16 protein-coding genes are annotated in these 22,210 nt (G+C 37.2%); 8 read left to right on the top strand and 8 right to left on the bottom strand.

Annotated elements, in window-relative coordinates; genetic code table 11:
• Window positions 1–6 precede the first annotated feature (6 nt).
• The 3 genes from fabZ (at window position 7) to HXV90_RS12480 (ending at window position 1,516) form a co-directional block, all read left to right on the top strand.
• The gene (gene fabZ / locus HXV90_RS12490; RefSeq protein ID WP_016991806.1) at window positions 7–450 is read left to right on the top strand and encodes a 3-hydroxyacyl-ACP dehydratase FabZ; all 444 of its coding nucleotides are present in this window, start codon (window positions 7–9) and stop codon (window positions 448–450) included.
• Window positions 451–597: 147 nt separating this feature from the next.
• The gene (locus HXV90_RS12485) at window positions 598–981 is read left to right on the top strand and encodes a hypothetical protein (RefSeq protein ID WP_048395640.1); all 384 of its coding nucleotides are present in this window, start codon (window positions 598–600) and stop codon (window positions 979–981) included.
• 109 nt (window positions 982–1,090) lie between these two features.
• Window positions 1,091–1,516 (top strand): hypothetical protein, encoded by a 426-nt coding sequence (locus HXV90_RS12480; RefSeq protein ID WP_269897350.1) that lies wholly within the window; start codon window positions 1,091–1,093, stop codon window positions 1,514–1,516.
• Window positions 1,517–1,792: 276 nt separating this feature from the next.
• Here the strand turns inward: HXV90_RS12480 and HXV90_RS12475 are convergent, their stop codons facing one another.
• Complete coding sequence (locus HXV90_RS12475; protein WP_048395644.1) at window positions 1,793–2,218, bottom strand: YwpF family protein; 426 nt, start codon at window positions 2,216–2,218, stop codon at window positions 1,793–1,795.
• A 297-nt stretch (window positions 2,219–2,515) separates the two neighbouring features.
• Between HXV90_RS12475 and HXV90_RS12470 the strand changes: the two genes are divergently transcribed.
• Window positions 2,516–2,914 carry a single-stranded DNA-binding protein gene (locus tag HXV90_RS12470; RefSeq protein WP_103117429.1) on the top strand — a complete coding sequence of 133 codons (399 nt, stop codon included), beginning with the start codon at window positions 2,516–2,518 and terminating at the stop codon, window positions 2,912–2,914.
• Window positions 2,915–3,157: 243 nt separating this feature from the next.
• Here HXV90_RS12470 and HXV90_RS12465 read toward each other — a convergent pair whose 3' ends face one another.
• Window positions 3,158–5,920 carry a DEAD/DEAH box helicase gene (locus HXV90_RS12465; protein ID WP_269897349.1) on the bottom strand — a complete coding sequence of 921 codons (2,763 nt, stop codon included), beginning with the start codon at window positions 5,918–5,920 and terminating at the stop codon, window positions 3,158–3,160.
• Window positions 5,917–7,491: a hypothetical protein gene (locus tag HXV90_RS12460; protein ID WP_257961610.1), complete on the bottom strand. Its 1,575-nt coding sequence runs from the start codon at window positions 7,489–7,491 to the stop codon at window positions 5,917–5,919. The genes HXV90_RS12465 and HXV90_RS12460 overlap by 4 nt, the downstream gene beginning before the upstream one ends.
• Window positions 7,492–7,695: 204 nt before the next feature.
• On the opposite strand from HXV90_RS12460, the gene HXV90_RS12455 reads away from it, so the two are divergent.
• From HXV90_RS12455 to HXV90_RS12445, 3 genes are all read left to right on the top strand, one after another.
• Window positions 7,696–8,172 carry an IDEAL domain-containing protein gene (locus tag HXV90_RS12455; protein ID WP_004269498.1) on the top strand — a complete coding sequence of 159 codons (477 nt, stop codon included), beginning with the start codon at window positions 7,696–7,698 and terminating at the stop codon, window positions 8,170–8,172.
• A 503-nt stretch (window positions 8,173–8,675) separates the two neighbouring features.
• Window positions 8,676–9,335 carry a ribbon-helix-helix domain-containing protein gene (locus tag HXV90_RS12450; RefSeq protein ID WP_131520806.1) on the top strand — a complete coding sequence of 220 codons (660 nt, stop codon included), beginning with the start codon at window positions 8,676–8,678 and terminating at the stop codon, window positions 9,333–9,335.
• Between the two features lie 252 nt (window positions 9,336–9,587).
• Complete coding sequence (locus HXV90_RS12445; protein WP_269897348.1) at window positions 9,588–10,418, top strand: flagellin N-terminal helical domain-containing protein; 831 nt, start codon at window positions 9,588–9,590, stop codon at window positions 10,416–10,418.
• Window positions 10,419–10,458: 40 nt separating this feature from the next.
• Here HXV90_RS12445 and csaB read toward each other — a convergent pair whose 3' ends face one another.
• From csaB to HXV90_RS12420, 5 genes are all read right to left on the bottom strand, one after another.
• Window positions 10,459–11,538, bottom strand: a complete 1,080-nt coding sequence (gene csaB / locus HXV90_RS12440) for a polysaccharide pyruvyl transferase CsaB (RefSeq protein WP_269897347.1) — start codon at window positions 11,536–11,538, stop codon at window positions 10,459–10,461.
• Complete coding sequence (locus tag HXV90_RS12435; RefSeq protein ID WP_269897346.1) at window positions 11,538–13,451, bottom strand: DUF5693 family protein; 1,914 nt, start codon at window positions 13,449–13,451, stop codon at window positions 11,538–11,540. Before HXV90_RS12435 ends, csaB begins: the two co-directional genes overlap by 1 nt.
• Before the next feature lie 20 nt (window positions 13,452–13,471).
• Window positions 13,472–15,028 carry a putative polysaccharide biosynthesis protein gene (locus tag HXV90_RS12430; RefSeq protein ID WP_269897345.1) on the bottom strand — a complete coding sequence of 519 codons (1,557 nt, stop codon included), beginning with the start codon at window positions 15,026–15,028 and terminating at the stop codon, window positions 13,472–13,474.
• Complete coding sequence (locus tag HXV90_RS12425) at window positions 15,025–15,765, bottom strand: WecB/TagA/CpsF family glycosyltransferase (RefSeq protein ID WP_269897344.1); 741 nt, start codon at window positions 15,763–15,765, stop codon at window positions 15,025–15,027. The genes HXV90_RS12430 and HXV90_RS12425 overlap by 4 nt, the downstream gene beginning before the upstream one ends.
• 342 nt (window positions 15,766–16,107) lie before the next feature.
• Complete coding sequence (locus HXV90_RS12420) at window positions 16,108–17,958, bottom strand: S-layer homology domain-containing protein (RefSeq protein ID WP_269897343.1); 1,851 nt, start codon at window positions 17,956–17,958, stop codon at window positions 16,108–16,110.
• Between the two features lie 631 nt (window positions 17,959–18,589).
• On the opposite strand from HXV90_RS12420, the gene HXV90_RS12415 reads away from it, so the two are divergent.
• Window positions 18,590–22,174 (top strand): S-layer homology domain-containing protein, encoded by a 3,585-nt coding sequence (locus tag HXV90_RS12415; protein WP_269897342.1) that lies wholly within the window; start codon window positions 18,590–18,592, stop codon window positions 22,172–22,174.
• Window positions 22,175–22,210 lie beyond the last annotated feature (36 nt).

The following is a 22,210-nucleotide window of genomic DNA, read 5'->3' as shown; positions in this document are numbered from 1 at the left end:
AATGACATGTTAACTGCAGAACAAATTCAAGCAATTTTACCACACCGCTATCCTTTTTTATTCGTCGATCGCATCATTGAATTAGAAGAAGGGAAACGTGCAGTAGGATTAAAGAACGTTTCAATTAACGAAGATTTTTTTAATGGGCACTTCCCAGGTTATCCAGTTATGCCAGGTGTGTTAATTGTGGAAGCTTTAGCTCAAGTAGGTGGAGTGGCTTTATTAAATGCTGAAGAATTTAAGGGTCGTTTAGCGTTTTTAACGGGTGTTGATAATTGTCGTTTCAAGCGTCAAGTCGTACCTGGCGACCAACTTAAATTGGAAGTAGAATTTGTAAAACTTCGTGGCGCAATGGGTAAAGGTCATGGTGTAGCAACTGTAGATGGAGAACTTGTATGTGAAGCCGATATTCTATTTGCAATTGGGCCTGAACAGCCTAAACAAGCTTAATTTGCATTTGTAGACCAAAAGATATAAAATAGATAAAGTCAAGTCAAAAATTGATTAGTAGGTTCTTAAATTGCGATGGTAAATATGCGATTGTGAATTGAAATAGATGTAATTTTTAGGTTTTACAAACGTAGGAGGATTATTAAGATGTATAAGGAATTGTCTTCAGGTATTAAAATTAGCATTACTCGTTCGATTTCAACATCTTTTGAAACATACTTAGCAAGTATTGGTTGGGATGAAGAGCGCTTTTCCATGGAAGACTTCATTGCAAACTGGCAGACTTATTTTCAGGAGAATGCCGCGTGGATCGAAAAAATCCCTGCTGATACATTGATGAGCGCACAGTTTCATGAAGAAATGGCACAAAAAATCGATGAGGTTATTGCCAAAATTTTAAATGAAGAACCAACAGCACAGCAAGTCGAAACAATCGAGGCATTGCAAAAAGAGCTAGGCACAAACTATAGCTACGACTGTAAAGCAGAGGCAGCATATATTGAACAGTTATTAAAAGAAAAACAAAAATAGTTTGTACAAAAATCGGATAGTTCCCTCCTTTCTCGGGCAATCTATGTAGGATCACAAATACAGTAGATGTATTTGATGACATAGTACCCAAGAAAGGAGGTTTTTTACTATGTGGAAAATGTCATTTTTAACCATTGTTCTTGCAACTGCATTCCTTGGAGGTTGTAACTGGGGAAATAATGCAGTAGAAGATCACCCTGTTCGAGAAGTCGAGAATGACGTACGTCGAGGAGTCGACGATGTCGAGGACGCATTAGATCCGAATAATCGTGACGATGCATACGATCGCAATAATGTAAATGGGAATGGTGTAGATCGAGGTACTGTTAACGATAATACAACATTACCTGAAGCAACAACACCTGGTTCAAATGCCGATATCAACAGCACAAACGGCTATGACAACACACCAAATGCAAACGGTGTAAATGGTGTTGAACGTAATGACAACATGAACGGTAACAATAATAATGATGTTGTCGACGATAAAGTAAACAACACTGAAAAATACCGTGATGGTATGAATAACCGATAACATAAAAAGAGTGTTTCCTCTGCGGAAAACACTCTTTTTTATACCCATGTAAGCGGGAAATGCCAGAAGCAGAATACTCATGAAGAGTAACTAATCACTAATCAAGCATTGCCCTGAGAAAATTCCTATACTCCTATAATGACAAAACGAACATTTCCAACAGCCTTAAAGGCCCCCCTCATAGCAACCACCAAATGAAACCCTCCTTTTTCAAATTGTATTGTACAAAAAAATTACTGCTTGTCCAATAAAAAAACGATGCAAAAATTCGCATCGTCAGTCATTTTTTAATTTTGGTCGCTTTTTCATATCTTGTGTAAAGCGATCCAGTAAATCCTCTAAAGAAACACCCTCAGCAAGTAGCTCGGAAAGTAATTGTTCTGCATATTTTGATCGTTTAATTTTAAGCGTACCTTTTAATAGGACTGAAACATGATTACCGATTTCTTCAACAGTATGTACGATCACCTGAAAAGGAGCGGGTTCATTATCTGGAAATGAAATAACTGCACGTACATTGAAGACTGTAGCATTTGCTAAGAGCTCATCAAAGGTTGAGCGATATTGTTTTTCCATAAACAATTCAAGTACCCAAGATTGATGGCTATTTTCCTGATTAATAATGATGCCATCGATTAAAGGGAATGGTTGCACGCCATCTTTTGTGACAAGGTCAAAGGAAAGCATTTTAAAGGTTTTCAATATGTATATTCCTCCTAAGTCTGTCATTCTTTTAGTATAACACATGAGGCAGCAGTTGTTTGTGATGCGCACCTGTGACGTTTTTTCAAAAACTGCGAAATTGCAGATTTCATGAAATAGCATTTGCCATTACAGCCTAAAGCATTCAGCTAGAAAATTAAAAAAAAATAGAAAAATAAAAATGCCAATTTACCTAATTTATGCACAAAAACTGAAGGAAATTAACAATATCGATTTTTGCGAATGCCGGAATCATTTTGTAAGATGAGAGCAATCAAAAGCAAAGGAGGTGAATGAATGAATCAAGTCGGATTGGTTGGAAGGTTTACAAAAGACCCGGTGTTACGTTACTTATCTGGAAATCGTATGCAGACCCATTTCTCACTAGCCATTAATCGTAATTTTAAAAACAATCAAGGGGAAGTAGATACAGATTTTGTTTTCTGTACAGCTTGGGGAAGGCTTGCAGAGAATATCGTTAAATATTGCGGTAAAGGTTCATTAATCGGTGCCACTGGCCGTATTCAAACAAGGTCATTTGTAAATGAGGAAAGCACAAAGATTTTTATGACAGAGATAGTGGTTGAGGATGTTAGATTTTATCAACTTAAACAAAGAGATAGTGACGAAGCAGTTACTGTACCGCCTCAGCCACCGAATGAACAGGAACACTTAAAGGATTTTGTTTTACCTTAGCAAGTATAGTTTACATACGGGGCAAGAGTACTAATTGTCTGATCCGCCATTCTCCTTATATTGCTTGCACCGTAACAAACAGAAAGGAATGATGTGTAACACTATAATAAACATTGCTGAAGACCGCACAGCAATGGAATTTTCAACACAACTAAATACGAATAATGAAGTAAGTAGGGAAAAGAAGTAGCAAGTTCCACTAAAAGAGCGCCAAGAACTATTTGCTCTTGGCGCATCTCATTATTATATATCTAATGTTATTAAATCGCGGAGTTCTTGATCTTCTAACTCGGTCAACCACTGGCTTGACTGAATAAGCTCTTCGGATAATGCAGATTTCTGCACCAGCATCTTATCAATTTTTTCCTCGATCGTGCCAATTGTCACAAATTTATGGACCTGCACAAATTGTGTCTGTCCGATGCGATATGCTCGATCTGTTGCTTGGTTTTCAACAGCAGGATTCCACCAGCGATCTGCATGTAAAACATGATTAGCTGCTGTTAAATTAAGTCCTGTTCCACCAGCTTTCAAAGAAAGGATAAATATAGGGAAATCTCCTGCCTGGAAAGCCTCTACTAAGCGGTCTCGCTGCTGCTTAGGCATGGCACCAGTTAAAAACGGTGCATCTACATTATATATTTCACTAAAGCAATGTTGTAGCAATTGTCCCATTCCAATATATTGTGTAAAGATGAGACATTGCTCGCCATTGTCCACAATCTCAGCTGCCATTTGTACAATGCGCTCTAGTTTAGTCGAACGCGCAAGCATTGTTTCGGCATCCTCGAAAGGTTCCTTTAAATATAAGGCAGGATGATTACATAGTTGCTTTAATTTACTGAGCATCTTTAAGACGCGTCCCTTTTTTTGAAAGCCTGTTAACTGCTCCAACTGATCAAGCGTCTCTAAAATATAGCCCTCATAGAGTGAAGCTTGCTCTGTTGTTAATGGACAATATTCATTCGATTCTAGCTTATCTGGTAAGTTAAGCTGTAAATGTGGATCTCGCTTTGTACGACGCAATAAGAATGGCTGAATTTTAGCTCGAAGCTTCTGCTTATGCGACTCTGATTCGTCTCGTTCAATAGGCAAAATAAATTCTTCATTGAAGCGACCAAAACTACCTAGATAGCCCTTATGAATGAAATCAAAAATAGCCCATAACTCAGATAAACGATTTTCTACAGGTGTCCCAGTAAGAGCTATGTGATGGTCACCTAGTAATTTACGAATGGCTTTTGATTGTAATGTTTGCATATTTTTTATGTTTTGTGCTTCATCAAGTACTACCGTTGCCCATTCGATATCCTGTAAAAATTCAGTATCCTGTGACACAGTACCATAGGTTGATAAAATGACATGTGGCCTTTCTGCTGTCACTAGCTTTTTAAACTCTTCATCCTTTGCTCGATTTGCTTGATAATGTGTATGCACAATCAAGGACGGGGCAAATCGAGCAAGTTCTTTTTGCCAGTTCCCAAGTACTGAAGTGGGACAAATAATGATGGATGGCTTTGTGTAAGTTGATGACTCATAAATATGGAGCAAATAGGTAATCAATTGAACCGTTTTTCCAAGTCCCATATCATCAGCTAGACATGCACCGAAACCTTGTTGGCGCATAAAGACTAACCATTCAAAGCCTTCTAATTGATAAGGGCGTAATTCGGTTTGTAGGGACAATGGAATCGAGACGGCAGGTAAGCCTTTCTTCTCCAAAAGTTGCTCCATGTATGCTTTTAATGATTGTTGTATTTCCAATGCAAAGATTGGATCATCTCTCAGTGCATCATCTGCATCTTCTTCCTCAAGAGGGGCAGACAGGTCTTCTGGTAACTCCCTAAATAATAATTCTCGAACAGTCCAACTTTCATCTTCTGCCTGTTGCATCAATTCACGCATTTCTTGCATCCAATTAGCATCTACTCGGAACCATTCAGTACCAATACGAATAAATTCACGTTTCTCATCCACAAGTTTTTTAAATTGCTCAGCTGAAATCGTTTGTCCGTTCATAGAAAACTGCCATTTAAACGTTAAAATATCATCTAAACCTGCTACCTTCCTTGTAGAAACATTGCTAGTTGTAACGCGTACTCGGATTTTGGATTGTTTTAAATCCTTTAGCCATGCTGGCAGCACAACATCAAAACCAAGTGCCTGCAATCTAGCAAGATCTTCCCGTAAAAAAGAGCGAACTTCTAAATCTTCCAGTGTCACACGAATAAAGATATCACTATTGATCGTATCGGTGGATAGAAGTTCTATAATTTGCTGTTGTTGCTGTGTAATTTCAGTCGCAAACATTCTCCACTTTGTAGGTAGTGCCTCTTCAATAGGTAAGGATTGTTTACGAATAGCAGGTGTCCAGTAGTTTTTCGTTGTAGCAGTGCTTAGCACCGTTTCTAATAACCATACATCGGCATCTTCTTCTGGCTCACTTAACCGTAAAGAAACGGAAACAGCTCCAGCTTGACGAGCTTGATCCAATGGCCAGCCTCCACGTAGGAAAAAGGGTAATAACTTTGGTAAATCAGCTAGTATTAGCCCAACCTGTGAAAGCTTCTGCTGTACAGCTGTTTCCAATAATGCTGAATCTATATGATCAATAGGGAAAGTTAATGATGAAAAATCATCTGCAATCACAGCATGTGACCAAAGTGATGGCTCTTGCCAGTATGCTTGTAATGCGGAAACTTTTTTTAACCATTCTATACTTTCTTCATTTGCACCACTCCAATTGATGAAAGGGTGCTGGAAGCTTGTTGAAAAAATATCGAGTAACTCAGCTGTAGAAACTTCAATTGTAAAATCAGCTCGATTTGTTAATAATCCATAAACGTTTGCCTCATAAGTAAAGAATAGCGAAGAAATTAATGTATCAACATCGATTGTTGTACCATTTGCAGTAAAACCCTGCAACGTAAAATATCCTTCCCGAGCTACTTCAATACGGAGCTGTTGTGTTTTGGAAAAAGGGGAAGGAGCATTTATTGTCATCATACTAAGTTTCCTTTCTCAATTTCTTCTTGTAACGCACGTAGTCGTTTATATTCTGCACGAATGGTTTGCATATATGTTTCAAAATAAGCTGCTTTACCAGCTCGCTTTGCAGCGCTACGCATACTTTTCCAAATACGCACAGCCTGTTTATAATTTAAGCGTGATTTTTGCGTAATTTCAGCCATTGCATAGACATGATATAAAGGTAAAACAGTTGCAGGTTCAACCTGTAATACATCCTTTAATCCACACATTTCTAAGTAAGAGAGGGATGATGGGTTTAGTTGATGCAGAGCTGCCCATTCCCGATAGCGACCTTTTTTTATTAAAAAACTTGAGAACGGCTGTAGTCCATACACACCAAAGGCACTATACAGCGTTGCTTCCTCTTCCTCCGAAAGCTGAATCTCGTCAAATAAAAGTTGGAATTGCCTTACGTATTGGGCACGCTGAACGACTGGAACGACCTCCTGTAGAAACACTTCAGTCAAAGGTAAAATTGCTCGTAAAATGACTGCTAATGAATTTGACTCTCCAGCACGTTGAGCAAAAGTAGCCAGTTCAAACAAATCCTGCATTTGTGGTAAATCAACCTGTGCCAACTTTTCAAGCAGTAAATCCTCTTTCTGTAATAGCACATAAAATAATAATTTTAGTGATTGTAGAGAAATTTCTGCTGAAGAGTGAACAAGATTATTTATAAATGCCAATTCCTGTTCACGACGAGGCTTCTCATAAAAAAGTACTGCCCATAGTAGCATATATAGACGAAGGCGATTGGCAAAAAGTCCTTGTCTTTCTAATAAAAATTCTCTTACTAGCTCTTGGATGGCATCATAAAATGGATCTGTTGCAAATAGTCGTGATCGATTAGAAAGCTCTGTAAGAATGCTCTCAAAAGATTGCGTGCTTTGCTCGATAAAATATTTCATATAAGGTGAATCTAACGAATGTCCAGGTGTTTCATTTAAATGTCGCCATATCGAATTAAAAATGGCTAGCTCCATATAGAGCTTATAAAGAGGTTGCCATTCACGCTCAAAGGGCATATGTCGACGAAGACGCTCCAAAGCATCGGTTCTTACAGCGGAAAGCCCATAGCCTTCTAGTATGCGCCCAGGTGGTAATAATCGTTTCATCACCTCATCCACCATCATCGACCAGCTTTGCGGGCTGCGTTCATCTGCTAAAGATTTTAATTGAACAGATTTTTGTGCACGCCAAGCACTCGACCAATTTTGAACCGAATCAAAATATTGGTAGAGAGCGAGTAAAGCACCTATTTGATGTCGACACCATTTTGCTTGAGGACAGCTACAATGTAGCTCTTCCTTTGAAAAATCAATTTCAACAGAAGCGGGTCTGACATCTTGAACACTTGCATATAATATAGAACTTGCTCCATTAAATCGTTCAAAAACAATGGACTTATTCCTTACTGAAAAGACAGCACGGCGCACTAGTTCCTCATCTTCGGTAGAGGAAGGATGTAACCCTTGTTCAGCTTCTTTTAATTTAGTCAGCACAAATGCTTGATGTTCCTTAGCTAATTGCGATATAGACAATGCCATAACCTCACTCCTTTCATCATGTATGGCTATAGTTAACATTGTTAATTGTAAAAAGGAAAAAAAGACTGTCCTTCCATTATACGATTAAAATGCAGTAATGATAAGCTGAATGATCAGAAAGAAAAAAATGAGGTAAAGATAGTTAACAAGGCTTTTGATTTGTGTTAAAATCTGAATAATCAGATAAATAGGGAGGGATGAAGGATGATGCAAGTTCAATACATGAAGCCGTTTTACACAAAAGTTACTGGAGATAAATTACGTCTCGTATTTGCTTATCAATATTTCTCTATTTTAAAAGAGAATGAGATTTTCCATTTCATTCCCATAGAAGGTAAAGAGATGATCATCAACATGAAGACACAGCAGATTGAAAATTTATCTGAGGTTTTTGTTTTCCAAAAAGGAAATCGCTTTATTCGGTTACCACTTTATCAACTATTGCTTATTACTAATGTTCATGAGCATTTAGCACCAATACTTGAAAGCGCTACACCAAAGCAACAAATTCCGATGGTTTCTACTGTGACGGTTGGTGAAATCGATCAGCTTATTGCAGAGTTAGAGGAGAAAAATTTGGATCATTTGATTGATCAGGCATTACTAGAGAATGATAAAGAACTCTTTTTCGAATTGCTACAGCAAAAGAGCCATCAACTTGGGGGTTTCAAAATTGAATAGATGGAATGTCCAGTAAGCACCTACTTATCATAAATGACAAGCAGGTGCTTTTATTTTGTATACGCTGATGTGATTAATCTTACTATAGCTATTAATAGTGAATTGCCAAACAGGACTGGCTAACAGTGTTGAATGCGCCACTTCAGGATGTTTCTTAAGCGAAATATAAGCAATATATGACGTAAGTATCAATGTTCTTGTTAAAACTCAATAATTTTTACTATGGAAATACAATTGTCACAATACAAAAGTTAGTCGCAAAAAAAAGATGAAGTATATTGTAAAGCATGTTAACCATTAGGTCTTAACTTTAAAAAAAGAAACGAATTAAATTCCCCTTATTATGTTGTCTTACATATTAATACGCTCATTTAGGTACTAAGATGTTCCATTTTATAGCGTATAATAAATTTATAAATATAATCATATGTATTGTTATATTAATTTACATATGTATAATCATATGATAACATAAAGTGTAAAATGATATAGGGGGCTTTAATATGGTTAATTCACTCCAAGAAAGTATAAGAAGGAAATTGAGTGCAGGAAAAGAAGAAGGTGCTAATAAGCAAATTTCTCTTACACTTAATGAACACACACTGCAAAAGGCAGATGCTATTGTGGAACAATTTAAAATATTAACAGACGGTAATGGAGATTTACCTTCTTCTCGTAATCAACTAATTGAAGATGCTATTGAAGAATATGTAAATGCTGCATCAGATGTATTATTAAAAGATTATATGATCAACATAGAGGAAACTATGGATAAAGATGCCGATGATAATGAAGATTCAGCTGTAAGTACAGATTGGGATTTATTCTTTTGTCCAGCAAGAAATGAGGGATTTGAAGAAGTTTTTTTAGGAAAAAATCAGTGGTATTCGGTTCGTATTGCATCTTGGCGCATTCCTCAAATAAAATATATTGCTTGTTATCGAGGGGCTCCTTATAGTGCAATCACCCACTATGCGAAAGTAAAAGAGATCAAACTATACGATGATGGAAAGTATATTATTTATTTTGATGGTGAAGCAATCCCTTTGGAAAACCATGTTATTCTTGGGAATAGTAATGTTATGACAGTAAGAAAAACACGATATACAAGTTTGGAAAAACTGAGAAGTGCTACAGAAGTATCTGAACTTTGGTTAGACTAATAAAAACGGTTTAATAATTCAAATGACGAAAAGGCTATCAAAAATTAAGTGATAGTCTTTTTTGCCTTCTAAGAAAATATTTAAGGATTTATATAAAATAATTCATTTCAAATTTCCAATTGCCTATTAAAATTCATTTAGTTATATTTCCATTTTTGATTATATCAATTACTTTTTTTGGAAAAAAATACAGTCCGTTGATTAATAGATTAAAGAATAGAACGATATATAAGTCAAGAAGGTGGTGAAATCATGCTTGGTAAGTGGTCAGCAACAGGGATGTCATTCCTGAATAATATGAATCGTCATTATGGGGCGATGAGTAAAGCCATGCTACGAATTTCTTCCGGATATCGAATTAATAGTGCAGCAGACGATCCAGCTGGACTGGCGATTTCTGAAAAAATGCGTGCTCAAATTCGTGGCTTGAATATGGCAGCTAAGAATATACAGGATGGTATTTCGCTTGTGCAGACGGCAGAGGGGGCACTGAATGAGACACATGCCATGATTCAGCGTATGCGTGAGCTAGCAGTGGAGGCAGCCAATGATACATTAACAGATGATGATCGTAAAAAATTAGATTTGGAATTTCAAGAATTAAAAAAGGAAATCCAGCGCACATCAACCGATACAGAATTTAATACAAAGACATTACTTAATGGGGATTATGAAACAAATGGCATCAAGATTCAAGCAGGCGCCAATGCAGGACAGAGTATAGAATTATTTATCAATGGGATGGGGTCCGAGGCACTTGGGTTGAAGGATACTTCTATTGCTACTCGTGAGGAAGCGGAAAAAGCCATGTCTTCGATGGATGAAGCCTTAAAACGTGTTTCCAATGAGCGCTCACGTCTTGGTGCCTATCAGAACCGCTTGGAACATGCCTATAATGCTAATGTGAACACGGCAGAGAATTTACAAGCAGCAGAGTCTCGTATTCGAGATGCAGATATCGCAAAAGAGATGATGAATATGGTGAAGGCGCAAATTTTAATGCAAGCAGGTCAATATGTTTTAGCCATGCATATGCAACAGGCCCAGTCCATTTTAAAATTATTAGAAGTAGGAAAAAAATGATGAATTTCAATTAACATTGAAATTCATCATTTTTTAATGTTTATTTTGACAAAGCATCAATTGCTAATTTAGCAGTTGCAGTTGCTTCATCTTGCAATGGGATGACGGCCTGGCGCATTTTTTCTTGAACTGTTGTATAGGATTCAAGAATTGCTACAGCTTGTTCAAACAATGTTACACCATTCCAATCATCAACCTCGACATGACCGATGACAGGCTGATCAACGATATCAGCAAACGCATCAATTTTCGGATCATACGAAATGGCAATAAACGGTGTTGCATAGATTGCTGAGAAAATTAAGGAGTGCAGTCGCATACCTATTAATAGTTGAGATTGACCAATCACTGCGATTTTTTCTGCAATAGATAAATCAGCAGGAGCAATCAAGCTCTTTTCCTTCATAAGTGCTGCTACTTCCTGTGAAGTAATAAAATCATGCTCACCATGCATAGGCAGGAAAACGATTTGCTCACCCTGACGTACTAATTCATCTAGGCTGTGTGCAATTTTTTCCTTGTAGGCAACAGCGGATGGCCAATCTCGAACGCTTACAGAGATATAGCTATCGGCTGACAAAGAGACATTTTCTAGCCACTCACAATGAAAGTCATTACCGTTAAGTCCCATAACAGGATCTGGTACGATCTTTGTTTCTTTTCGCACACCGATCTCTGTTAAAAGAGCTAGAGAGGCTCTGTCTCTAACTGTTATTTGTTCGACCTTATTAAAAACTGTACGAACAATAAATTTACTAAGCGGGCGATTAATCGGGCCCATACCTTGGGCGTAAACAAATACTGGCTTCTTCAACCATTTTGCGATTTGAATAACGCCCGCATAGTAAGGAATCGTTTTCATGCCTGTTTGATCCTGCATAAGACTACCGCCACCACTAATCAGTCCATCTGCTGTTTTAAGTAATTGACGAATTTCTTTCATTTTCCAACGGTTAATGGCTTTGACACCATATGTTTGCTCAGTAGCTGCTGGATTATTAGATAATACCGTGATCTCTATATCACTTTGCCACTTTTTTAAAGATTGGATAATGGACAGTAGAATAGCATCATCTCCGACATTATCAAATCCATAATAGCCAGATAAAACAACGTGCATTATGACCACCTCGCGATTGCCTTAGAAACCCAACGATAACCGATTTTGAAGATTAGGATAAACACAAGTCCTACTACAAGACCTAGAGATACACTGTATAGTGTACGTAATACAGAAACAGCTACTGGGATGTGTAGATGAGTAAATGTATTCATGATGGATAAGAAACCGATAACACCTGGTACTAGGAGAATACTTCCCCATTTTCGATTAATACCCATTACATATAACGCTAAAATGAAGAATGGGAAACCAATTAAAAATTCCTTTGTTCTTGGTCGAACATACAATGTATTTTCTAGCCATTGTCTAAAGGCTAATTCCATATCACTTACAGAGCCAGAGTTCCCTGTTCGGCTAATGTAAAATAATCCGACACCTGCCAACACAACGAGTAGTAGCACATGCCAATATTTTAATTCTTTATTTAACAATGTTACCGTATTTGATAAAGAGTTCTTAATGTTTTGTTCAGCTAGTCGGTTTATCTCAATCACTGTAAATAGTAAAACACCCATAATTGGAATAAGATAAACAAGCTTAACCCCTTTAAATACAGCAAAGCCTGTCATAAAGGCATTACCATTCAATAAGCCAATGACAATAACAATGCCAATTACACTAATTGCTACTGCCTTTAAGTATTGGATCAATATGTTAGACACCTTCGTAGAACCTTGCGCTGATTTGATGACTGCATAGGTTGGTGCAAGGACTGCAATAATGAGTGCAAATGCTTGTAAAAACAGAGTACTTTTCAGGATAAAGTACGCAATTGCTAGTACAGCCATAAAGCCAGCTGCCGCGATACGAAGAGGCATCCATTTTACTAATTCAGAAATGATAAAGGTAAATAAAATACCTGCTACTAATACGGTTGCTGTGACCCAAGCTGGCACTACTACTTTATCAAATAGCTTTGGTTCACCTGCTTTGAAATGATCTGGCATTGTGTCATGCACACCATTTAAATAATCAATCGTTTCTTCTACATTTTCTTTGGCATTACCTGTTGTTTTAATATGATAGAAAATAGAGCGAATATTACGCTCTTTGACAGCTCGTGTTGTACGGTCAATACTTGCATTTAGCTTTAATTTAGTCTCTCTATTGACATTGATACTATGCAAACGAATCATATTATAATCCGTCATTTGAGCGATTTTACTTTCGCCTTTAAGTGGGTTACTTTCAATTGTGTAGAAGTAATAGCCAGCATCATTTAATTTTTCAACTAATTGATTGCCGTCTTCTTGTCCAAAACCAATAGCTTCATCACCTTGACCAAGTAAGCGTCCTGCTGAAGCCTCTTTTAAATCGACTAATTGATTGACCAACTTTTCATTAGCTACTTCATTATCCGCATTTTCCACTTTAAAGATGTGAGCTAGTCCATGCTTACTAATCATGTCAATAGCAGGCTGATCATAGCCAATTGGAGTTTTTAAATCAAAATTGTGGTTAGAAGCAGGAAGGAAATAGAAAGCTTCTTCTCCTATTTGTACTTCCTCTGGTTCAACGCTCTCCATAATCAGTTTTTGGTAGCTTTCGTTTTCAGGCACTCGAATATAATAGCCGCTATTAGTGATATCAACAGCATCTTTATAAGGTGTAAACAATAATTGGGCTGCTAACTCACTTTCTTTATAAACAGTAATTAAGTTTTGCTTTTCCATTTCCTTTAATGTTAAGGGCTCTAGACTCACAGTATTCAGCCCAGCATCCTTTAAGGAGGAAAGAATTTCATCCATTGTTAGGTCGCTATTTTTTTCTGCGGTTTGTATTTCATCATAGGGAATAACAATCTCATAAGCATCATTCGATTGCTCCGCATTCCACCTCTTCATGATACCTGTAGAGGAAACGACAAGTAAAAGAACAATGATTCCCCAAAGCCATTTCTGTTTTGACATAAGTGTCCTACCTCTCTTATTTATGAAAATCTTTTTCCGATAACAGGGATTTTCTTTAAATCTTGTTTATGAATAGCTTTCATCAGCCATAGTAGAAGGAAGTAAAGAGCTCCACCAACTACGATTGCGACAGTTAGATAGCCCATTGCCGACATTCTTGACCAATGTGTAAAGTCAAGCCAAAGTGTTGGTAATCCAACTGCTGCTCCCATTACAATTGAAGACACAATCATTTTCACCGTATCTTTTCCAAGAACAGTAAAGCGAATCGTACGATAAATTAAGACAGAATTCACAATAAATAACACAAAATACACTAGCAAAGTTGCATAGGCAGCACCATCTAAACCAAATGCTTGAATAAGGAAGATGTTAGAAAAGACCTTAAGGACAACACCGCTCAAAATAATGAGAGCTCCTGTTTTGGCAGCATTCATGCCCTGTAGAATACCTGTTCCTAGCAAAGTCAGTGATGTAAAGACAGAGCTTAGATTGATGATGGCTAACATTAAGCTTCCCTCTAAGTCTTTAAAAAGAGCTAGATTTAAAGGCAAGGTTAAGGCTAGTAGCCCAATCGCAGCTGGCCATGAAATAAGATGTGTCATACGATGAGTTTGCTCAATAATAGTGCGTGTTTCATCCAATTTACGCTCAGCTAGCTTCGTTGTAATCAACGGCACAAGCGGCAAGATAATTGAAGAAGCAAAAACAGTCGTAATTTGAACTAATGTAAGTCCTCGACCATAAATACCATAAAGGTAGCTAATTTCACTTGCATCTGCACCAGCACTTCTTAAGCCATATGTAACCGTAAAGGAATCTACAAAGTTAAAGAGTGCCATTGTCACAGAACCGATCGCAATGGGAATAGAAATCTTTAAAATGGTTTTACTGTATTTAGAGAAATCCTTACCAGAATATTTCTCCTTACTCGTCACTTTTACCGAAGAACAGAAATATTTAAAGAGTAAATAGAAAAGTGAACCGAGGGCTCCTAATACAGAACCTGCCATAATTCCACCAGCTACGATATCATTTGAATAATCCATTGCTACTAGGAAATACGCAACAATTAAAATTAATGCAACACGTACTAACTGCTCAATCACTTGAGAAATGGCAGTAGGTCGCATATCCCCAAAACCTTGGAAAAATCCACGATAGACAGCCATATAGGGGGCTACCAGTAATGTAAGGGCAACAATAATTAAGGCAATCTCTGTTGAAGGTCCACCAAGTGCATTCGCTATCTGCTCTGAAAAGCCGTAAATGATTGTAAAACTAATGACGCCAAAGGATAATGCAAGGATTCTTGCAGTCACATAAATTTTCTTAATTTTGGCAGTATCATGACTCGTCCTAGCTTCGGCTATTAGCTTAGAAATAGCGATAGGGATACCCGCAACGGATAAATAAAGTGCTACCATATAAACAGGATAGACAAGACTAAAAATACCAAGTACTTCATCACCAGCAATATTTTGAAGTGGTATACGGAAGATACTTCCGATTACTTTGGAAAGTAAGGTGGCAATCGTCAGGATGAGTGTGCTTTTAACAAATGTTGACTGACTCATTTTGTTTTGCCCTGACCTTTAAATTTTAATGCAAATACCTTTAAAGCAAAGCGAGGGAGTACAAGCATTCTTCCAAACCGACTCGGCTGGCGTAACAGTCGATAGAGCCATTCAAGATTTAACTTTTGCCAAATTACTGGTGCACGTTTTACAGTACCAGCGATGACATCGAAGGAGCCACCTACACCGATAAATACACCCTTTGAAAATTTTTCAAGGTTTTCTGTTATCCATTTTTCCTGTCTTGGTACTCCTAATGCCACAAATACAAGATCAGGCTGTAAAGTTGCAATTTCTTTTGCAAAATCATTATTATTCCAGTCGAAGTAGCCATCATGATAGCCAACGACATCAACGTTTGGATAGTTCTTATTAATATTGGCAACCGTCTTTTCGATGGTTTCCTTTTGAGCACCTAGTAAATAGATTTTAAAATGCTTTTGCTGACCAACCTCTAACAGACGTACCATCGTATCATAGCCAGTTACGCGCTCTGGAAGTGAATCTCCAAGGATTTGTGCAGCCTTAACGACACCAATGCCATCTGCACAAATGTATGTTGCCTGCTTTAAGTAATTCATGACAGTTGGATTTTCATTTGCCTGCATGACAACTTCAGGATTGGCTGTCACAACGAAAGTTTTTTCTTGCTGTTCAATACGATTAACGAGTAAATCAACAAACCCTTGTTGACCAATATGTAAAAAGGGTACGCCCATAATCGTTACATGCCTCATATAGTGTTCAAACCTTTCTGTAATTCCATTTTCACTGCAATCTATCATACCACAAAAGCAATATTGACAGGAAATTTTCGATAATGGTTTTAACGGGGACTAACTAGGGTATAGCGCTGATAACTGAACGAATTTTAAAAGGAACAGTACTCGTCCTATTAACCTTTTTAGGACACTATTTTGACGTGGAATTTACTAAATTTTAGGGGGATAGTTTGAAAATTATATCCTAAAATTTCGAGTTTCTTCTATTATATAGCGCTTTCATCTCGGTGATAAAAAATGACTAACAAAAAGAGTGCGAATCATCTTCGCACTCTTCTTTTGCGCATCCTATTAAAATCATTTTTTTACAATATAATCGCCATGTACCCAACCTGTTTTTCCGTTGTAAAGCACCTGATACCAGGCACCATTTTTTATAAACTCACCTTTATCGTCTACAACACCGATAATAAAGCCATTCGGTTTAACAGTACCTAAAATAGCACTTGTCGTAGATGGTTCACTTCGAACATTAAGTGTAATGTTCATATTAACAATTTGTAAGCCATTTTCAAGACTCACATAATCATCTATCACCCAGCCCTCTTGTCCATTGACACTTACTTTCAACCAACCACCATTTTCACCAAGAACTTTAAAGGAGGTATCCTTTGGCAAATTCGTAATAATCGAAGCATTATCTGCTGTATTTGGATACGTTCTCATATTGAGATTAATCGTCGTTTTACCAGTAGCTCCAGCTAACCCTAAATCCAATGCGTATTGCTTCGATGGACTCGGTAATGAAGGAGCGGAAGATTGACTTTGATATGCAGGCACATCAAACACTAGGTTTGTTGTCGTATGAGCACCAATTAATTCATAAATATCATAGATCTTTTTCGCTTGAATGACAGCCCACATCACATGTGTTGCATACTGGTGGACTGTCGGATTATCAGGATTCCAACGCATTTTATAGAGCGTATCCTGCCCCCTGCTAATATACTGATCCTTTACAAATTGAGCCCCGCCGATAATGGCATCCTGAACAGTAAACCAGCCATTTGTATAAGCACGCTCCGCACCATACTTATTAGCATCGGCATCTATAGCGCCAATACCGTAAGCATTGTAGGTTGTCTTAATAGCAGTTAATTTATCGCGATTTTCTGGTGTTGCTACCATTGGCTTGCCATTTGTATCTAAGCCAACCTCGATCCCTTTAATTAGTGCAGAACCACCATTGGCTGTTTCATGCAAGGCATGCGAGACTAAATAAATAGCATTGATTTTATTGTCTACACCAGCTTGAATGAAGGCATCCGCTGTACCTGCTAAGCTTCCTTTATTGGCAAGTACTTTATCATTTAGCTCTTTTGCACTCAGATTATTGACGACAGTAGATAATTTTAGGAATTGATAATAAGATGGGCTATCCTGCATAAAGCTTTTTGGGTGTACATAGTATGACACTAGTGCCTCGCTAGCCGTGAAAATGCCCGCACCATCGACCTTTGGATTATTCATTGTTTGTTTACTTACTACAGAGGAGTAATCATGTGAGTAATTCGTCGTCATATATTGCTTACCGCCTGTCCCAGGCGCCTCTAAATGGATTAAACGATAGAGCACGGTAGCTGCCTCAGCACGAGTTGTTTGAGCAAGAGGTGCAAATTGATTATTTGGCTTCCCAACAAGTAGTCCTGTTGTGACGACAGCTTGTACATCTGCATAGGCCCATTTGGCAATGCGAGCATTATCACTAAAAGCAATAGGGGAGGAAGATGTATTGATATTTTGATAAGTGAGAGCTCTTTTTAACATAGCCGCCATTTCCTGACGATTAATGTGATTATTCGGATGGAATTTGCCTTGCTCGTCACCTTTAATTAGCCCGTGATAGCTTGCTTGCTCGACTACTCCGTAATACCAGTCACCTTTTTTAACATCTGTAAAGGTTGCCTGACTAGAAGCTGCTGGTAAGTTCAGTGTTCTAACAAGAAAGGCTGCAAATTCAGCACGAGTGACAGCATCATTCGGACGATAATGGCCGAATTCATCACCCTTCATTAAATCGTTGGTAATAAGATAGTTCATTTCATGGTAGGCCCAGTGCTTCGAAATATCTTCTGCTGAAGCGGTAGTTGGCGCAAGATATAACATGCCTGCTAGCACGGCCCCGTAAAGAGGAAATTTACGTTTCATTTTTTAAGCTCCCTTCAATAGCTGATATGTTCTATCAAACTATCAAAAGTGTAGCATAAAAAGTGGCAATCTATTATTACAACATGAGGACAGATAGATTTAGCTTTTACTTAATAAAGAAGAAACTCATAAAGTTGGTGGGGAAGAGGCGGAATTCGCTAAGAAACGCCTTCTATATTTCGGTTTCTTTACAATTATAACTAAAATATTACGGGAGTCTTTAATTTTTGACAATTTAGTAACCATTCCAGAAAATGCTTGGTTATTATTGAGAGTAAGGTATAATAGGTAACGGAACTATATGTTACCAATCCAAATGAGGATATAATTAGTTGTAATTTTAATGGTTTCTACTAAATACCATATTAGGTATGGTAAAAAAATCTTCTATAACTAAATTTATGTCCCAATGCTTGAATTTCGGAAAAGATAGTGTTATATTATTGTAGAAAGTGAATAAACTTACTAGAATGGTATTCTACTACGCTTTTTCTAGTAAATTTACTAACAAATTTGCTTTAGTTTTGTATTATTCAAGAAAGCTATAATACATACATTTAGGTAACTAGGCGGTACTATAGTTTTCGTTGGATTAATATCAATTTAAGGAATTTTAGGGAGGAATACATTAATGGCAAAGCAAAACAAAGGCCGTAAGTTCTTCGCGGCATCAGCAACAGCTGCATTAGTTGCATCGGCAATCGTACCTGTAGCATCTGCTGCACAAGTAAACGACTATAACAAAATCTCTGGATACGCTAAAGAAGCAGTTCAAGCTTTAGTTGACCAAGGCGTAATCCAAGGTGATACTAACGGGAACTTCAACCCACTTAACACAGTAACTCGTGCACAAGCTGCAGAAATCTTCACTAAAGCTTTAGAATTAGAAGCTAATGGTGATGTAAACTTCAAAGACGTGAAAGCTGGCGCTTGGTACTACAACTCAATCGCTGCTGTTGTAGCTAACGGCATTTTTGAAGGTGTTAGTGCAACTGAATTTGCACCAAACAAATCTTTAACTCGTTCTGAAGCTGCTAAAATTTTAGTAGAAGCATTCGGTTTAGAAGGTGAAGCAGATCTTAGCCAATTCGCTGACGCTTCTCAAGTAAAACCTTGGGCTAAAAAATACTTAGAAATCGCAGTAGCTAACGGCGTTTTCGAAGGTACTGATGCAAACAAACTTAACCCTAACAACTCAATCACTCGCCAAGACTTTGCACTAGTGTTCAAACGTACAGTTGACAAAGTTGAAGGTGAAACTCCAGAAGAAGCAGCATTTGTTAAAGCTATCAACAACACAACTGTTGAAGTAACATTTGACGAAGAAGTTGCAAACGTTCAAGCTCTTAACTTCAAAATCGATGGTTTAGAGATTAAAAATGCATCTGTTAAACAAACAAACAAAAAAGTAGTTGTTTTAACAACTGCATCACAAACAGCTGAAAAAGAGTATGTTTTAACTCTTGATGACGAAGTAATTGGTGGCTTCAAAGGTATCGCAGCTGTAGTACCAACTAAAGTAGAATTAGTATCTTCTTCAATTCAAGGTAAACTTGGTCAAGAAGTTAAACTTCAAGCTAAAGTTTCTGTTGGTGAAGGTCAATCTAAAGCTGGTATTCCAGTTACTTTCAACGTACCTGGTGATAACAATGATGCTGTTGTACCAACAATCGTAGGTGAAGCAGTAACAAATGAAGAAGGTATCGCTACTTATTCTTATACTCGTTATAAAGAAGGTAGAGATGATGTAACTGCTTATGCAACAGGTGATCGTTCTAAATTTGCATATGGTTATGTATTCTGGGGCGTAGATACAATTCTATCAATCCAAGAAGTAACTACAGGCGCTACAGTTAATAACGGTGCTAACAAAACTTACAAAATCACTTATAAAAATGCTAAAACTGGTAAACCAGAAGCAAACAAAGTTCTTAATGCATCAGTTTTAGAAAACATTGATGTAACATCTGATAAATTACAAAATGTTTCAGTAAACGGTGTAAACGTTGCTCAATTAAGCAATGGTTCTATTACACGTGCTGCACAAATCACTACGGATTCTAAAGGTGAAGCTACATTCACAGTTTCAGGTACAAATGCTGAAGCTACTCCAGTAGTATACGAAGCAAACAATACTGTAGTAAATAATTCAACTGTTTATGACTACAAATATGATGCTTCTGATTTACAAGCAACTGCAGCTAAAGTGAAATTTGCAGCAGTACAAGCAGACTACTCTATCGAACTTACTCGTGATGGTGGCGAAGTTGCTGCAATTGGCTGGGCAAATGGACGTAAATACAATGTAGTTGTTAAAGATAAAGACGGTAAACTTGCTGCAAATGAAGTAGTAAATGTAGCAATAAATGAAGATATTGATCGAGTAATTAGTACTACATCTGATGCAGAATTCATTAAATTAAATGATGATGGCGATAAAGTTGGTTACAATGGTAAGAAAATTACTGTTAAAACTAACTCTAAAGGTGAAGCTAGCTTCTATATCGGAAACGAGAAAGAAGATACTTATGGTACACCAGTAGCATGGATTGATATTAATACTTCTAATGCTAAAGAGGGTCAATTAGATGAGGGTGAACCTAAAGCAGTTGGTGCAATTTCATACTTCCAAAGCCCAGTTGTTGATGGTGCTGCTATTAAAGTAACTGATGAAAATAATAAGAAAAAATCTTCATTCGATGGTGAAGGTCCTGCTGTATTCAGCGTTAACCTAACAAATCAAAGTGGTGAAGAATATAAACTTGGTTCTGACGAATCTATCAAAAATGTATCTTACACAGTATTTAATACTGGTGCTAATGATATCAAAGTTGGAGAACGCATTATTTCACCAAACCGTAGCTATACATTCACTAACTATGGCACTGGCGATTTAAAAGTATACTCTGTTGATGGTAAAACTACTTCTGTACGTGTAGAAGCTGCAGGTGTAGCTAGATACTACGATAAAGATGCAAAAACGTACAAAGATTTCAACTTCACAGCAAAAGAATCAACTGCGAAATTCACAGCTGTTAATGATATCACTAACCCATACACTGGTGTTATTGATTTAGCTAACATCAACAAAGATAAAAAAGAAATTAACTTTGTTGGTAAAAAAGCAATTAAATATGCTGGTGAAGAAGGAAAAACTTACAAATACTATGGTATTGGTAGCACACCAATCACAACTGCTGCTAACTTCATTGAAGAATTAGAAGGCTATGTTGGTCAAACAGTTCGTGTAACGTACGAAGTAAAAGATGATGTTGTATCATTCTACATTGTAAGTGTTGGTGCTGGTACAGGTACAGGTGGCGCTGATTCAACTGTAGTAGGCAAAGTAAATGCTGCAACTACTCCAGCACAAGTACAAACAGCATTAGCTGGCTCAAACTTCTTTAAAGCTTTAACAGCTACAGAAAAGGCTGCAGCTATTACAGCAGTACACACGCATGTTACTGGTGTAGGTGCGTATGTAAGTATCGATGAGTTAAATACAGAATTAAAGACACATAGTGCTACTACATTCGGTGATATTAATGCTGTAGCTGCTTATACAGCATCTGTTGCATCTGTTGCTGAAGTAAAATCAACTGATTCTGCAACACTTGGTACTAAAACTTTAACAATTACATCTAAGAAAGCTGGTACAGCTGGTAATGGATATAATGTAGTGATTGATGGATCAGACACAGCAAATTCAACACTAGACTCAAAATATGATACAGCAACAAAAACATTAACTATTAAACTAGGATTTGATGCTGCTGGTAATGTTTCAAATACTAATAAACAAGTTATTGATGCAATCAAAGCTGCAACTGATTTAGATGTAACAGTTACAACTGATTTAGCTGAAGCAAGCTTTGCAACAGAACTTGCAACAGCAGGTACTACTACTTTAACTACTGCAGGTGGTACTAATGCAGAAACTGTAAAACCAGCTGAATTACAATTAACATTTGACCAAAGTGTATCTGCAACAGTAGGCTCTACTGTTACATTAAACTTAGAAAATGGCGGTTCAACAGTTGCATTAACTGGTACTGTTAAAGAAGTAAAAGATGAAGTATTAACTCTTGTATTAACAAATGCTTCTAAATTAACAGTATCTACTACTTACACTGTTAAATCAATTTCTGGAGTAAAAGCATTTACAGATAGCAAATTTGTTCTAACAACTAATGTAGTAACTCCAGCAGCTCTATAATTATATTTTTAAATTATTTGTAGTAACTTCATTGTC

The sequence above is a fragment of the Lysinibacillus sp. JK80 genome (assembly GCF_027557635.1).
In the GTDB taxonomy this organism is placed as follows: Bacteria; Bacillota; Bacilli; order Bacillales_A; family Planococcaceae; genus Lysinibacillus; species Lysinibacillus capsici.
This window is presented reverse-complemented; position numbering and strand designations above follow the sequence as displayed.

Coding starts and splice junctions, on each gene's coding strand:
- HXV90_RS12420 (WP_269897343.1), bottom strand. CDS start 17,958: ATGAAACGTAAATTTCCTCTTTACGGGGCCGTGCTAGCAGGCATGTTA.
- HXV90_RS12430 (WP_269897345.1), bottom strand. CDS start 15,028: ATGAGTCAGTCAACATTTGTTAAAAGCACACTCATCCTGACGATTGCC.
- HXV90_RS12485 (WP_048395640.1), top strand. CDS start 598: ATGTATAAGGAATTGTCTTCAGGTATTAAAATTAGCATTACTCGTTCG.
- HXV90_RS12450 (WP_131520806.1), top strand. CDS start 8,676: ATGGTTAATTCACTCCAAGAAAGTATAAGAAGGAAATTGAGTGCAGGA.
- HXV90_RS12415 (WP_269897342.1), top strand. CDS start 18,590: ATGGCAAAGCAAAACAAAGGCCGTAAGTTCTTCGCGGCATCAGCAACA.
- HXV90_RS12445 (WP_269897348.1), top strand. CDS start 9,588: ATGCTTGGTAAGTGGTCAGCAACAGGGATGTCATTCCTGAATAATATG.
- csaB (WP_269897347.1), bottom strand. CDS start 11,538: ATGCACGTTGTTTTATCTGGCTATTATGGATTTGATAATGTCGGAGAT.
- HXV90_RS12470 (WP_103117429.1), top strand. CDS start 2,516: ATGAATCAAGTCGGATTGGTTGGAAGGTTTACAAAAGACCCGGTGTTA.
- HXV90_RS12455 (WP_004269498.1), top strand. CDS start 7,696: ATGATGCAAGTTCAATACATGAAGCCGTTTTACACAAAAGTTACTGGA.
- HXV90_RS12425 (WP_269897344.1), bottom strand. CDS start 15,765: ATGAGGCATGTAACGATTATGGGCGTACCCTTTTTACATATTGGTCAA.
- HXV90_RS12460 (WP_257961610.1), bottom strand. CDS start 7,491: ATGGCATTGTCTATATCGCAATTAGCTAAGGAACATCAAGCATTTGTG.
- HXV90_RS12465 (WP_269897349.1), bottom strand. CDS start 5,920: ATGATGACAATAAATGCTCCTTCCCCTTTTTCCAAAACACAACAGCTC.
- fabZ (WP_016991806.1), top strand. CDS start 7: ATGTTAACTGCAGAACAAATTCAAGCAATTTTACCACACCGCTATCCT.
- HXV90_RS12480 (WP_269897350.1), top strand. CDS start 1,091: ATGTGGAAAATGTCATTTTTAACCATTGTTCTTGCAACTGCATTCCTT.
- HXV90_RS12435 (WP_269897346.1), bottom strand. CDS start 13,451: ATGTCAAAACAGAAATGGCTTTGGGGAATCATTGTTCTTTTACTTGTC.